Source organism: Sinisalibacter aestuarii (assembly GCF_027923545.1).
GTDB lineage: Bacteria > Pseudomonadota > Alphaproteobacteria > Rhodobacterales > Rhodobacteraceae > Sinisalibacter > Sinisalibacter aestuarii.
This window is the reverse complement of the sequence record NZ_BROH01000002.1, coordinates 154,878-168,277: the sequence shown is the minus strand read 5'-3', so window position 1 is coordinate 168,277 and position 13,400 is coordinate 154,878. Positions and strand designations below refer to the sequence as shown.

Annotated in this window: 15 protein-coding genes and 1 riboswitch; of the genes, 9 read left to right on the top strand and 6 right to left on the bottom strand. The window is 68.2% G+C overall.

Annotated features, from left to right (window positions below; all coding sequences use genetic code 11):
* Nucleotides 1-31 precede the first annotated feature (31 nt).
* From QMG28_RS05705 to purD, 3 genes are read right to left on the bottom strand one after another with little or no spacing between them, the layout of a single operon-like run.
* Nucleotides 32-631, bottom strand: a complete 600-nt coding sequence (locus QMG28_RS05705) for a DUF6962 family protein (protein ID WP_281841250.1) — start codon at nucleotides 629-631, stop codon at nucleotides 32-34.
* A complete protein-coding gene (locus QMG28_RS05700; protein ID WP_281841249.1) occupies nucleotides 628-1,221 on the bottom strand; it encodes a hypothetical protein in 594 nt (197 codons plus the stop codon). Before QMG28_RS05700 ends, QMG28_RS05705 begins: the two co-directional genes overlap by 4 nt.
* The gene (gene purD, locus QMG28_RS05695) at nucleotides 1,218-2,483 is read right to left on the bottom strand and encodes a phosphoribosylamine--glycine ligase (RefSeq protein WP_281841248.1); all 1,266 of its coding nucleotides are present in this window, start codon (nucleotides 2,481-2,483) and stop codon (nucleotides 1,218-1,220) included. Before purD ends, QMG28_RS05700 begins: the two co-directional genes overlap by 4 nt.
* 75 nt (nucleotides 2,484-2,558) lie before the next feature.
* On the opposite strand from purD, the gene QMG28_RS05690 reads away from it, so the two are divergent.
* The 3 genes from QMG28_RS05690 (at nucleotide 2,559) to xseA (ending at nucleotide 5,355) form a co-directional block, all read left to right on the top strand.
* Nucleotides 2,559-3,218 (top strand): hypothetical protein, encoded by a 660-nt coding sequence (locus QMG28_RS05690; protein ID WP_281841247.1) that lies wholly within the window; start codon nucleotides 2,559-2,561, stop codon nucleotides 3,216-3,218.
* A gap of 66 nt (nucleotides 3,219-3,284) precedes the next feature.
* Entirely contained in the window at nucleotides 3,285-3,758 is a 474-nt protein-coding gene (locus QMG28_RS05685) for a glycine-rich domain-containing protein (protein WP_281841246.1), read from the top strand.
* Between the two features lie 40 nt (nucleotides 3,759-3,798).
* Complete coding sequence (gene xseA / locus QMG28_RS05680; RefSeq protein WP_281841245.1) at nucleotides 3,799-5,355, top strand: exodeoxyribonuclease VII large subunit; 1,557 nt, start codon at nucleotides 3,799-3,801, stop codon at nucleotides 5,353-5,355.
* 40 nt (nucleotides 5,356-5,395) lie between these two features.
* Here xseA and QMG28_RS05675 read toward each other — a convergent pair whose 3' ends face one another.
* Complete coding sequence (locus tag QMG28_RS05675; protein ID WP_281841244.1) at nucleotides 5,396-5,785, bottom strand: hypothetical protein; 390 nt, start codon at nucleotides 5,783-5,785, stop codon at nucleotides 5,396-5,398.
* Nucleotides 5,782-6,825, bottom strand: coding sequence for an alkane 1-monooxygenase (locus QMG28_RS05670; protein ID WP_281841243.1), 1,044 nt, complete (start codon nucleotides 6,823-6,825; stop codon nucleotides 5,782-5,784). Before QMG28_RS05670 ends, QMG28_RS05675 begins: the two co-directional genes overlap by 4 nt.
* A gap of 139 nt (nucleotides 6,826-6,964) precedes the next feature.
* Here QMG28_RS05670 and QMG28_RS05665 point away from each other — a divergent pair, with 139 nt between their 5' ends.
* The 5 genes from QMG28_RS05665 to QMG28_RS05645 all read left to right on the top strand — a co-directional run bounded on the left by QMG28_RS05665 (nucleotide 6,965) and on the right by QMG28_RS05645 (nucleotide 11,201).
* Entirely contained in the window at nucleotides 6,965-7,594 is a 630-nt protein-coding gene (locus QMG28_RS05665) for a lysoplasmalogenase family protein (RefSeq protein ID WP_281841242.1), read from the top strand.
* Between the two features lie 95 nt (nucleotides 7,595-7,689).
* On the top strand, nucleotides 7,690-9,063 hold the full coding sequence (gene ftsY, locus QMG28_RS05660) for a signal recognition particle-docking protein FtsY (RefSeq protein WP_281841241.1): 1,374 nt from the start codon (nucleotides 7,690-7,692) through the stop codon (nucleotides 9,061-9,063).
* A gap of 84 nt (nucleotides 9,064-9,147) precedes the next feature.
* Nucleotides 9,148-9,684, top strand: a complete 537-nt coding sequence (locus tag QMG28_RS05655; RefSeq protein ID WP_281841240.1) for a hypothetical protein — start codon at nucleotides 9,148-9,150, stop codon at nucleotides 9,682-9,684.
* On the top strand, nucleotides 9,681-10,583 hold the full coding sequence (locus QMG28_RS05650; protein WP_281841239.1) for an EamA family transporter: 903 nt from the start codon (nucleotides 9,681-9,683) through the stop codon (nucleotides 10,581-10,583). The genes QMG28_RS05655 and QMG28_RS05650 overlap by 4 nt, the downstream gene beginning before the upstream one ends.
* A 9-nt stretch (nucleotides 10,584-10,592) precedes the next feature.
* On the top strand, nucleotides 10,593-11,201 hold the full coding sequence (locus QMG28_RS05645; RefSeq protein WP_281841238.1) for an inner membrane-spanning protein YciB: 609 nt from the start codon (nucleotides 10,593-10,595) through the stop codon (nucleotides 11,199-11,201).
* A gap of 80 nt (nucleotides 11,202-11,281) precedes the next feature.
* Here the strand turns inward: QMG28_RS05645 and QMG28_RS05640 are convergent, their stop codons facing one another.
* On the bottom strand, nucleotides 11,282-11,974 hold the full coding sequence (locus QMG28_RS05640) for a glutathione S-transferase N-terminal domain-containing protein (protein WP_281841237.1): 693 nt from the start codon (nucleotides 11,972-11,974) through the stop codon (nucleotides 11,282-11,284).
* Nucleotides 11,975-12,037: 63 nt separating this feature from the next.
* Nucleotides 12,038-12,116, top strand: a riboswitch (SAM riboswitch).
* A 45-nt stretch (nucleotides 12,117-12,161) separates the two neighbouring features.
* Between QMG28_RS05640 and QMG28_RS05635 the strand changes: the two genes are divergently transcribed.
* Nucleotides 12,162-13,337, top strand: a complete 1,176-nt coding sequence (locus QMG28_RS05635) for a PLP-dependent transferase (protein WP_281841236.1) — start codon at nucleotides 12,162-12,164, stop codon at nucleotides 13,335-13,337.
* The last annotated feature ends 63 nt before the right edge of the window (nucleotides 13,338-13,400 follow it).

The following is a 13,400-nucleotide window of genomic DNA, read 5'->3' as shown; positions in this document are numbered from 1 at the left end:
CGAAATCTTTCAAAGATTTCGCCCCGGTTTCTTAGAAAGAAACCGGGTTGGCGTTGGCGCCGAGAAAGACCAGCGTGAAGGCGATCGCCTGAACGATGTGGTAAAGCCCGTTATGGCTCAGCCGCAGCGCCGGCAGCCCGATCCGGGCGGCCTGCAGCCCCGCCCCGGCCAGCGCCACCGCCAGCCCGGCCGCGCCAGGCATGTGGCCGGGAGCGGCGAGATCGGCGGCGAAGGCCCAGAGCAGGGCGAGCGTGGGCGGCAGGGTGAAGGCGGAGGTGAGCAGGAAGCTACGCGAGACGAACAGCGCCAGCGCCGCGAACAGCACCAGTTGGCCCCAGCCGATCCAGCCCGGCAGCGGCGTTTGCAAAAGCGCTCCGGTGAGCCGCCAGAGCGCAAGGTTGGCCAGGCCGACCGAGAGCATCACCGTCAGCCAAAGCGCGCCACCCGGCCCGGTCTGCTGCCCGGCAAACCAGCCGTGCCAGATACCACCCGCCAGCGCGGCAACGGCGAGGGCGGCGAAGAGCAGCGCGTAGAGGCCGGAAAGCCCGCCGCCGCCCAGCAGCGCCAGCGCAAACCCTGCCGCGACGAGCGCGAGGGCGAAATCGGTGAGCGTGACATCGGGGCTTTTCATCGCCGCTCCGGCAGCGTCCCGACGATGCCGTCGATCACACCGGCGAGCGCGGCGGGCGTGGCCATGGGCGGTTTCCGCCAGGGGCCGTAGCGGACGGTGAGAATGCCGCCCATCGCGGCGAGGACCAGCATCGGCACGGCGGCGGCGGCCAGCCGGTCCTGTGAAATGCCCGAGGCCAGCGCCGCCACGAAGATCGCGATCCCGCCAAGCGCCGAGACGAGGCCGATGATGAACATCCCCCATCGCGCGCGGCCGGTTTCGCCAAGCGCGATCCGCAGGCCGGTCGTTGCCCCGTCCAGGGCGCGCAGCGTATCGCGGGCGAGGCGCAGGAATGTTGCCGCGTCGGGATCGCTCTGCCAGGCATTTGCCGCGCCGGTATAGCTCAGACTGCGGCGCTCGCCGGCAACCCACAGATCGAGCCGCATCATCCGCGCGCCCTGCATCACATGGTTCACGAAGGCGGCGGCGTCGACCTCGGCAAGCCGCAGCTCCCAGCCGTCATCCGCCTGCAGACGGTCCGCGTCGAGCGCGTAGCTCGCCGGCTGTTTCAGCGCCGCCGGTTTGAACCTGTAGCGGCGCGGTTCGGTCATGACAGGGCGCGCCAGCCGATATCGCGCCGGCAGAATCCATCGGGCCAGTCGATACCGTCGACCATCGCATAGGCGGCCTGCCGCGCTTCGGCCAATGTGCCGCCCCGGGCCGTCACGTTCAGCACCCGCCCGCCGCTGGCGGTGACCTTGCCGTCCACCTCCCTCGTGCCGGCGTGGAAGACCATGTGCTTTGAATCCTCCGGCAGCGCGTCGAGCCCGCCGATCACAGAGCCCTTGTCATAGGCGCCGGGATAGCCCTTCGCGGCCATCACCACCGTCATCGCGTGGTCGTCGGCCCAGTTCACCTGCATCTCGCTCAGCCGCCCCTCGGCGGCGGCAAGCATGAGGTCGAGCGCCTGCGCCCCAAGCCGCATCATCAGCACCTGGCATTCCGGGTCGCCGAAGCGGACGTTGTATTCCACCAGCCGGGGCTGGCCGTTCTCGATCATCAGCCCGGCATAGAGCACGCCCTTGTAGGGCATCCCGCGCTCGGCCATCACCCGCATGGTGGGGGCGATGATCTCGTCCATCGCCTTCGCGGCGATCTCGTCGGTCAGCACCGGGGCGGGCGAATAGGCGCCCATGCCGCCGGTATTGAGCCCGGTATCGCCCTCGCCGACGCGCTTGTGATCCTGCGCCGTGCCGATGGGCAGCAGCGTCTCGCCATCGGAGAGGATGAAAAAGCTCGCCTCCTCGCCGGTCATGAAGTCCTCGATCACCACCTCAGCCCCGGCAGCGCCGAACTCGCCGCCGAACATGTCGTCGATGGCGGCCAGCGCGGTTTCCTCGTCCATCGCCACGATCACGCCCTTGCCGGCGGCCAGCCCGTCTGCCTTCACCACGATCGGCGCGCCCCGGTCGCGGATATAATCCTTCGCGGGTTCGGCCATGGTGAAGCGGGCATAGGCCGCGGTGGGGGCGCCGGCGGCGTCGCAGATTTCCTTGGTGAAGCTCTTCGAGGCTTCGAGCCGCGCGGCGGCAGCGGAGGGGCCGAAGGCGAGAATGCCCGCCTCTTCCAGCCGGTCGGCCACCCCGGCGGCCAGCGGCGCTTCGGGGCCGACGATCACGAAGTTTACCGCGTTTTCCTCGGCGAATTGCACCACCGCCTCGCCATTCTCGATGTCGAGCCGGGCGCATTCGGCGATCTCGGCAATCCCGGCATTGCCCGGGGCGACGATCAGCCGGTCGCATTTGGGGTTCTGTTTGACCGCCCAGGCGAGGGCATGTTCCCGCCCGCCGCCGCCGAGGATCAGAATATTCATCTTGCCGCCCTTCTTTCGTCGCATTCGCCGGGCAGGGTCTAGGTCGAAGAGACCAGTGAAACAAGTACCAAGCCGATGTTGGACCCGAACAGAGACCCAATCCTGAAAGGCAACCTCAGCGATCCGCGGCTTTGGGACCGGATTCGCCTGGCCGCCTTGCCCGCGTCGAAGGCGCAGCACGAGTTTGCCCAGGCGCTCGCCCATGTGAGCGACCTGCCGCTGCTCGAAGCGCGCGAGGTGGAGGAGGAATACCGCCGCTGGCTGTACCTCGCCGCCGCGACCGACGCGCTGCGGATCCCCCCCGAACCGGTGCGCAAGGCCTGGGTGATTCACAACCAAAGCGCTGATTACAATGAGTTTTGCGCCGAAGTTCTCGCCCGCCCGCTGCCGCTTGACGATGGCGCGCGCAAGTTCGGCGCGAACGGGGCCTACCGGCGCACCCTGCAGGCCTACCTGCGCGAATTCGGCACGCCGCCGCCGCGCACGATCTGGCAGGCCGCCGTCACCCCGCGGCTGCCGCGCTGGCTGACCGCCCATGCGGCGGTGTTCGGCTTTACCGGCATGGTCGCCTGGGAGCGGGGCGAGCCGCTGATTCTCGCGCTTGGCCTGGCGATGAGCCTGGCGATCTACGGGCTTGACCTGTACGGCGCGCATCTTGGGCGTGCCCGGCGCGGCTTCGGGGCCGATCTGTCGGAAGATCTGTCCTATTTCCTCAACGAATCGGGCGGGCGCTGAGCTGCGCGCAGGCGCCCCGGATTCGCCGCAATGCGCTGCGATGATGGCGCCAGGAGGTGCCGCGCCATGATGATTCATCCCGAACATTGCAGCCCGACCCGGCCATCTTTGTGGTATCGCATCCGCGGCGCGCATCTGCCGGTGGAGCGCGATGGCCGCAGCTTTGCCGAACATCTCGCCGAGATCACCGGGCTGAGCCCGGCTGCGGCGCTGCGGCTTGAACTCGAATACCGCCGCTTCCTTTATCTGGCCGCGCTCACCAGCGCCCCGCGCGTGCCGCCCGGGCTGGTGCGCGTGGCCTGGAGCTACCATGCCGAGCATGAGGGCTACGGCAAGGAATTCTGCGACTGGATCATCGGGCGCCGGCTCACCTTCGCGCCCACCGTCGAGGCGCCGGCGCGGGCCTATGCCGAGACCGTGGCCGCCTATCTGCAGGAATTCGGCGCCGAGCCGCCGGCGGAGGTCTGGCCCGCGCCCGATGCGCTGGCCACGCTGCCGTTCCGCCCGATGACACCGGCTTGCGCGCCGCTCCACGTCTGAGGGCTGGCCCGCCCGGCGCGGCCGCGCTAATCTCGCGCCCATGGATCTGATCGACGACCCCACCCCGGCAGGCAACGCGCCCGAATTCACCGTGTCCGAACTGTCGGGCGCGGTCAAACGGAGCATCGAGGGCGAGTTTTCCCATGTCCGCGTGCGCGGCGAGGTGGGGCGCGTGTCGCGGCCCCGGTCGGGGCATGTCTACCTCGATCTGAAGGATGACCGCGCGGTGCTTGCGGGGGTGATCTGGAAGGGCGTTGCCGCGCGGCTGATGACCCAGCCGGAGGAGGGGATGGAAGTGGTCGCCACCGGGCGGCTCACCACCTTCCCCGGCCAGTCGAAATACCAGATCGTGATCGAAGAGATCGCCCCTGCCGGCGTTGGCGCGCTGATGGCGATGCTGGAAAAGCGCAAGGCCCAGTTGCAGGCCGAGGGGCTGTTTGCGCCTGAGCGCAAGAAGCCGATCCCCTATCTGCCCGAGGTGATCGGGGTGGTGACCTCGCCCTCCGGCGCGGTGATCCGCGATATCCTGCACCGGCTGCGTGACCGGTTCCCGCGCAAGGTGCTGATCTGGCCGGTTGCCGTGCAGGGCGAGAAATGCGCGCCGGAAGTGGCCCGCGCCATCGCAGGCTTCAACGCGCTCACGCCGGGCGGTGCGCTGCCGCGCCCCGATCTGCTGATCGTCGCGCGGGGCGGTGGCTCGATCGAAGACCTGTGGGGCTTCAACGAAGAGATCGTCGCCCGCGCCGCCGCCGCCTCCGCGATTCCGCTGATCTCCGCCGTCGGGCATGAGACGGATACAACGCTGATCGACTACGTGGCCGACCGGCGTGCGCCCACCCCCACGGCCGCCGCCGAAATGGCGGTGCCGGTGCGGCGCGACCTCATGGCCTGGACGGCGGAGCAGGAGGCGCGGCTGACGGCGGCGCTGACCCAGGGGATCACCCGGCGCGGCCAGCGGCTCACCGATCTCTCCCGCGCGCTGCCGCGCCCGGATACGCTGCTCGACGGCCCGCGCCAGCGGCTTGACCGGGCGTCCGACAAATTGCCCGCCGCGCTCACCCGGCTGACGCAGGCGGGCCATGTCCGCCTGACCCGCGCCGCCGGGGGGCTCCGGCCCAGCCTGCTTGCGGGGCGGATCGAACATCAGCGCGAACGCCTTGCCGCCCGCGCCGCGCGGCTCGACACGGCGCTGGCCCGTCCGGCGGGAGAAAAACGGCGCGCTTTCAATGCGGTGGCGCGGCGTCTTGATGTGGCGCGTCTGGGCGAGGCGCAAGCGCGCAAGGCGCGCGACCTCGACGCGCTCACCGCCCGGTTCACCCGTGCCGCCGGCGCCCAGATCAGGGGCTGGCAGGATCGCCTCGCAGCACTCGATCGCACCCGGCAGACGCTCGGCTATACCGAGACGCTGAAGCGGGGCTATGCCGTTGTCCGGGGCGATGGCGATGTGGTCACCAGCAAGGCCGCGGCCGGACGGGCCGAGGCGCTGGAGATCGAGTTCGCCGATGGCCGCCTCGCGCTGGGCGAGGGCGCGGCAAAGGCTGCGCCGAAGACGTCAAAGCCGAAGCCGCCGACGCCGGAGCAGGGCTCGCTGTTCTGAGGCGCACTGTCCTCCTGCCGCAGATCCCCGCGACCGGGCGTCAGGCGCCCACCTCCGGCCCGAGGCAGAAGAGCGGCTCGTCGGCTTCGCCCGTCTCGTAGAGCGATTGCGTCTCGTCGCCGTTCAGATGCGCGACAAGCCCGTCGCCGGTTTCGAAGAAGACCCAGCACACCGGGGTGGGATCGTCGACATAGGCAAAGCAGATCTGCCCCGCCGCCTCGTACCATGTGCCGTCGAGGCATTTTCCGTCGAGAAACGACCAGCGCACCTTGCGCCCCGGCAGGTAATCCTCGCCGCCATAGACCTGCCCGCCAATGCCGTAGAGCAGCGTCTTGCCGGTGGTATAGGCTTCGAACTCGGCCCCGGTCATCGGCTCTTGCGCCAGGGCAGGGCTGGCGAGGAAGAGCGCGAGGGCGGCGGCGTATTTCATGTGGCGGCTCCTTGCCGGGCCTGCCAGCGGGCGAGCGCGCGGTCCATCACCCGCCGCCATTGCCGGGGCAGGAGCGCGAGCATACCCATCGCGGGCAGGGTCGAGGGCAGGATCGGCGCTTCTGTTCTGTCGTGCAGTTCGAGCTGCGGATAGGGCCGCGCGGGATGGGCGTGATGGTCGGAATGGCGCGGCGCGTTCAGCATCATGTGCGAGGTGAACCAGTGGCGGCTGTTCCAGCTATGCGCGGGGCCGATCGGCTCCAGCCTGCCATCGTCGCGCCGGGCGCGTTGCAGCCCGTAATGCTGCACGTAATCCGACAGCAGCAGCTGAATCTGGGCATAGGCGGCCAGCAGCAGATGCACCGCGATCCCGGCCCAGCCGAAGGCGAGGCCCGAAAGCGCCAGCAGCCCCAGCGCGCCCAGCACATAGGTGACATAGGGTGTCGCCCCGCCGGTGCCCCTGCGGCGGATGTCTTCCCGCTCCATCTGGTAGCCCTTCACGAAGCTGCCCTTCCAGGCGCGTGGCGCGAAGGAATAGAAGCTTTCGCCGGGGCGGGCGGTGTTGGGATCGTCCTCGGAGGCCGCGAAGCGGTGATGCACCTTGTTATGGGCCGAGGTGTGATGGCCGAAAAGCAGGCTGATATAGACCCATTTGCCGAGGGTGAAGAGCCTCCGGCTGGTGCGGTGGATGAGTTCATGCGCGTTGGAATTCGACACCTGCCCGAAGAACAGCGCCGCCGCCACATAGAGCGCGAGCCAGCGCGCCAGCGGCAGCCCGCCGGTGGCCAGCGCCCGGATCACCAGCACGAGCAGCACGAAATGCGCCAGCGCCAGCGTGGCCGAGAGCCAGTCGGCCTCGGGCAATTCGCGCATCGGATCGGCGGGCGGGTCGATCCGGGCGATGAGCTGATCCATCGCGAAGGCGAAGAGCGTCATATAGACGAGCGCCGCCCAGATCCAGCCGCCCCCGAACAGCGCCGCGAGCGCGATCAGGGCGACGGGGGTGAGCGAGGCGGCGGCAAAGGCGCGAACCGGGTGCATCGGGATCTCCGTTGGCGCGTTTCGTCTCACAGGATACGGGCCTTGGCTGCGGGCACAAGGGGGAGCGGCAAAGAGCGGCATCGGCGGCCCTTGACCGCGCGGCCCCGGCGGCGGAACGTGGCGCGAGGGAGGCGCCGCGATGTCGATAATCCTGCTCTGGTTCGGTCTGGCCGTGGCGCTGGTCTACCTGCCGATGACGGCGGGTGCGCCATCGTGGCCGCGCAGCGCGGTGAAGACCGTGCCGCTCCTCGTTTTCACGTTCACCGCCTGGGCCGCCGGCGGCGCGCCCTGGCTGGTGGCGGGCCTGTTCTTCTCGGCGCTCGGGGATTTCGCCCTGTCACGCAAGGGCGAGGCGGCGTTTCTCTACGGGCTGGCGAGCTTCGCGCTGGCCCATATCGCCTATATCCTGCTGTTCCTCGTGCTTTCGGCCGCACCGCTCTGGGCGGCGTTCTCGCTCCAGCCGGTGCTGGCGGTGGCGCTTCTGGTGCATGGCGTTCTGGCCGAGATCTGGCTGGTGCCCCATGTCGATCGCCTGCGCTGGCCGGTGCGGCTCTATGTGGTGGCGATCACGCTGATGGGGCTTGCGGTGCTGACCCTGCCGCTCGGCGCGGTCACGCTGGGGGCGCTGTTCTTCATCGCCTCCGACACGATGCTCGCGGTGCAGCTCTTCCGGCTCGGGGGCGACAACCCGCTGACCGGGCCGCTGGGCTGGGGTGTCTGGGTGTTCTACGTGATCGGGCAGGCGCTGATCCTTGCGGGAACCCTGTAGGGCGCGCAGGCCAGATTCCCGCGCGCCGGGCCGCTTGCGGCCCTTCCCTTGAGCGCCCGTCCGCATTAGGTGAGAAGCAACACCGGAGGGCCGCCATGTCGTTTTTCAAAAAGCTCAAGGATCGTCTCACCCGCTCCTCGTCGAAGCTCGAAGAGGGGCTGGAAGCGATTGTCGAGGATGGTGGTGTCGAGGAAGAGGAAACGGTAGAGCTTGCGGCGCAGGCGCCGGAGCCTGCACCCGAGCCGGAACCGGAGCCGGTCCCCGCGCCGGAGCCCGAACCCGAACCGGAGCCGGAACCCGAGGTTGAACCCGAACCCGAACCGGAACCCGAGCCTGAGCCGATCCCGCTGCCCGAGCCCGAGGTGGAGCCGGTGCCGGAGCCGCAAGCGCCCGAAATCCCCGAACCCGCGCCGGAGCGTCCCGAAGAGACGCCGCCCGAGATCGTGCCCGGCGACATGCCCGAACTGCCGGACGAGACGCCCTACGAGGCACCCCAGCCCTATGACCCGATGCCGGACCTGCCGCCGCCGGAAATGGAGGCCGGCGGGACGGCCACGATGCTGGCGCCCGATGGCGAGCTTGTGCAGCAGCCGGGTTTTATCGGCCGCATGTTCGGCCGCAAGGAAAAGCGCAGCGTCGTGCGCCGGGTGCTGGACGACGACATGCTGGAAAGCCTCGAAGAGCTGATGATCGCCTCCGATATGGGGGTGGATACCGCGATGCGCGTCACCGCCAATCTGGCCGAGGGGCGGCTGGGCAGGAAGCTCTCGGTCGACGAGATCAAGGCGCTGATGTCGGGCGAGATCGCCCGGATCATGGAGCCGGTGGCGAGGCCGATGCCGCTTTACCCGAAGAAGCCGCAGGTGGTGCTGGTGGTGGGCGTGAACGGCTCGGGCAAGACCACCACCATCGGCAAGCTCGCGAGCCAGTTCCGCGCGGCGGGCAAGAGCGTGGTGATCGCGGCGGGCGACACCTTCCGCGCCGCCGCCGTCGAACAGCTTCAGGTCTGGGGCGAGCGGGCGGGCGTGCCGGTGCTGACCGCGCCCGAAGGCTCCGACCCGGCCTCGCTCGCCTTCGACGCGATGACGAAGGCCGAGGCCGACGGCGCCGATCTGTTGATGATCGACACTGCCGGGCGGCTGCAGAACCGCGCCGATCTGATGGAGGAGCTGGCCAAGATCGTCCGCGTCATCCGCAAGAAGGACGAAAGCGCGCCGCATAACACCCTGCTGGTGCTCGATGCGACCACCGGGCAGAACGCGCTCTCCCAGGTCGAGACCTTCCAGAAGATGGCCGATGTGTCGGGCCTGGTCATGACCAAGCTCGACGGCACCGCCAAGGGCGGCGTGCTGGTGGCGCTGGCCGACAAGTTCGGCCTGCCGATCCATGCGATCGGCGTTGGCGAGCAGATCGACGATCTGGCGCCGTTCGATCCGGAAGACTTCGCCCGTGCCCTCACCGGGGCATGACGATGCCATATTTGTCCTGTTAACCGGGATCCGGGATACTCGGCCCCGACTCGACGAGCAGACAAACGCCGGACCAACCGCGCCATGACCCGGATCAAGACAGAGACGCAGATGCTGCTGAAAGGCACGCGCACCGCGATGTCCTTCGTGGCCGAGGCGCGGCGCCTGGCGATCTCGCATCCCTATCCGGAGGCCGGGCAGCCGGGCTATTCGGCGCTGGCCGACGTTCTGGCGCGGGCCGTGCTGTTCGCCAATTGGGAGGTGGTCGGCGCCGGGGCGCTGGTGCGGGCCGGTTCGGTCACCCGGATTGTCGAGATCGGCCTGCTGCCGCCCTACCGGTCGGACGAATTTCTGCGCCGGATCACCTGGCGGCTGCTCGCGGATGCGGCGCATGACCTTACCGAGACGCCGCGGATCGAAGATGCCTATCGCCAGCCGATGGACATCACCCGCTTCGTCGCCCGCCGCCGGGCCAACCGCGCGGCCGACAAGGCGGCGCTGCCGACGCCGATCGGGCGCATCGCCATCCCGGCCGCGCCGGGCGCCACGCGCCGGCTGAACGCGGTGCCGGGCCGCGCACCCGCGGGCATGCCGCGCATGCCCAAGGGCCAGTGGGTGTGAGCGGCTGGGTCACCGCCATCGAGGGCACCGAGGCCGGGCACCAGGCGGCGCTGGCGCTCGCGCTGATGGCGGCGTTTCTTCACGCGCTGTTCGGCGCGCTGCAGAAGGGGCGCCATGATCCGTGGCTGTCGCGCGGCGCGATCGACATATCCTACGCCATCATGGCCGCGCCGGTGGCGCTGTTCGTCGTGCCCTGGCCCGATCCGGCGCTGTTGCCGCTCTTCGTGCTGATCTGGATCATCCATTTCGCCTACAAGCTGTCGCAGGCCTGGACCTACACGCTCGGCTCCTACACCGTCGTCTACCCGGTCGTGCGCGGCACCGGGCCGCTGTTCACGGTGATCGGCGCGGGGCTGCTCTTCGGCGAGCATTTCACCGCCGGGCAATGGGCCGGGGTCGCCTTGCTGGTGGCGGGGATCTACGGGCTGGCGCTGTACAACCTGCGGCACTGGCAATTCGGCCGCGAACACCTCAAGCCCGCGCTGGCGATGGCGGTGGTCACCGGCGGCTTCGTGGCGCTCTACACCACGGTTGACGCTTTCGGCATCCGCGCCACGCCGGACCCGTTCACCTTTCTCGCCTGGTTCTTCATGATCGACGGGCTATCCTTCCCCATCCTCGCCGCCCGCCGCTGGCGGCGGATGGAGGTGCGCCCGGCGCTCGGCCCGCTCGCTCTGCGCGGGGCGCTCGGCGCGGTGGTGGCGTTTTTCTCCTTCGGCGCGATCATGCTGGCAACCCGGCTCGACAATGTCGGCGAAGCGGCGGTGCTGCGCGAAACCTCGACCGTTTTCGCCGCCCTGATCGGCTGGCTCCTGCTCGGCGAAAAGACCGGGCCGCGCCGGATTGCGCTCATGGCTTTGATCGCGCTGGGCGCTGTGATAGTGGAGGCCGCAGGCTAGGGGGTTCGCATGAGTGACAAGACCATCAGACCGGGCGTGAAACTGGCGCTGGAATACGGGCCGATCATCGCCTTCTTCATCGGCTACGTGCTGTTCAAGGACCGGCAGTTCACCGTGGCCGGCATCGACTATTCGGGCTTCGTCGCGGTGACGGCAATGTTCATCCCAGTCCTCGCCGTGGCGAGCTTCCTGCAATGGCGGCTGTCGGGGCATCTGTCGAAAATGCAGATCGCCACGCTGGTGCTGGTGGTGGTGTTCGGGGGCTTGAGCATCTGGTTCAACGACGAACGCTTCTTCAAGATGAAGCCCACGATCATCTATCTGCTCTTTGCCGGCATTCTCGGCTTCGGCCTGATGCGCGGCCAGAGCTACCTTGAGGCGGTGATGGATCAGGCCATGCCGCTGGAACGCGAGGGCTGGATGAAGCTCACCAAGCGCCTGGCGCTGTTCTTCCTCGGCCTGGCGGTGGCGAACGAGGCGATCTGGCGGACGATGAGCACCGATGCCTGGGTGAATTTCAAGACCTTCGGCCTGCCGATCTCGATCTTCGGCTTCTTCATGGCGCAATCGGGCCTGTTCTCCCGCTACGGCACCTCGGAAGAAGAGAAGGAAGGCTGACCTTTTTCTTGGCAAAAATACTCATCGCGGCGCCGGTGTCCCGCGCCGCGATTTGAGTATTTGGACCAAGAAAAAGGGAGCTAGCGTTTGAACAGAACCTTCGCCGCCTCCTTGTCTTCGGCGACGTTGGCGGGCCGTTTCTCGGCCCCCACTGCCATGGCGCGCTGCACCGCCGGGCGGGCGGCGATCTCGTCGAGCCAGCGCGCGAGGTGGGGCTTGTCGTCGAGCACCTGCTCCTGGCCTTCCCATAGCGTGGCCCAGCCATAGCTGGCCATATCGGCGATGGTGTAGTCGTCGCCGGCGAGGAAGCGGTTTTCGGCCAGGCGGCGGTCCATCACGCCGTAGAGCCGGGTGCTCTCGGCGCGGTAGCGGTCCTTGGCATAGGGCAGGTCGTGGCCCATGGCGGGGGCGTATTTCAGGAAGTGATGCGCCTGACCGGCCATCGGGCCGAGACCGCCCACCTGCCAGAACAGCCATTCCTCGACCGCCACCCGCTCACGCTCGCTGCCGCCGTAGAACATGCCGGTCTTGCGGGCGAGATATTGCAGGATCGCGCCCGACTCGAACACGCTGATCGGCTGGCCGTCCGGCCCGTCCGGGTCGATAATCGCCGGCATCCGGTTGTTGGGGGCGATCTTCAGGAAGTCCGGCTCGAATTGTTCGCCCTTGCCGATATCGACATAGCGGACCTCGTAGGGCAGGCCCATCTCTTCGAGGGCTATGGTGATTTTCCAGCCATTCGGCGTGGGCCAGTAGTAAAGGTCGATCGGCATCTGCGGCTCCCGGCATGTTTCGCGTACCCTGCGGCGGCTTGACGCAGGGTGCAAGTCACGCTAGCGAGACCGGGTGGCGATTTGTGCACCGGATTGCGGGCCACGTAAAATAAGCCGCTAAAGAGGTCGAGGACGTTCTGCCCCCGGCTGCTATGTGCACGGGGGCTTTTTTGTGCTGGAGGCGCAGATGGGTGAGTGGAAGGCGAAGACGAAGGCCGTGCACGATGGCGTGCGGCGCTCGCAGTACAACGAGGTGAGCGAGGCGATCTTTCTCACACAGGGCTTCGTCTATGACAGCGCCGAGCAGGCCGAGGCACGGTTTATCGAGACCGGGCCCGATGAATTCATCTACGCCCGATACGGCAACCCGACCGTGCGGATGTTCGAGGAGCGTCTTGCCTCGATCGAGGGCACCGGGGATGGCTTTGCGGTGGCCTCCGGCATGGCGGCGGTGAACGTCACGCTGATGGCGGCGGCGCAGCCGGGGATGCGGATCGTTGCCGCGCGCGCGCTGTTCGGATCGTGCCTTTACATCCTTGAATGGCTGGCGAAGTTCGGCGCCGAGGTGGTCTATGTCGATGGCACCTCCGAGGCGGAGTGGCGCGCGGCTTTGACCGGGGGCGCCGATCTGGTGTTTCTCGAAACCATCTCCAACCCCACGCTGGAGGTGATCGACATCGCGCTGGTGGCCGGCCTTGCCCATGCGGCGGGCGCGCTGCTGGTGGTCGACAACACCTTCTCCACCCCCGTTGGCGCCAGCGCGGCGGCGCGGGGGGCGGATGTGGTGATCTATTCCACCACCAAGCATATCGACGGCGGCGGGCGTGGCCTTGGCGGTGTGGTTCTGGGCAGTGAAGACTTCATTCGCGGCACGTTCGAGCCCTATGCCAAGCATACCGGCGCGGCGCTGTCGCCGTTCAACGCCTGGATGCATCTCAAGGGGCTGGATACGCTCGATCTCAGGGTTCGGGCGATGGCGGAGAGCGCGGCGCAGATCGCCGATGCGCTGGCGGGCCATGCGGCGCTTGGCCGGATGATCTATCCCGGCCGGCCCGACCACCCGCAACATGCCGTCGCCGCGCGGCAGATGGATCACGGCGGCACCATGCTGGCGCTCGATCTCGCGGGCGGCAAGGACGCGGCTTTCCGCTTTCTCAATGCGCTTCAAATCCCCGTGATCTCCAACAATCTCGGCGACGCGAAAAGCATCGTCACGCATCCGGCCACGACGACGCATCAACGCCTGCCGGATGAGCAAAAACAATTGCTCGGGATCACGCCGGGGCTGGTGCGCTTCTCCGTCGGGCTGGAGGATGCGGGCGACCTTGTGGCCGATATCCGGGCCGCTTTGGCGGGGCTGTGAGGCGTATTCCTGAGAGGAACACTTGGGGATTGGGCGCAATGGGCCTATATTCAGGGTCCGACT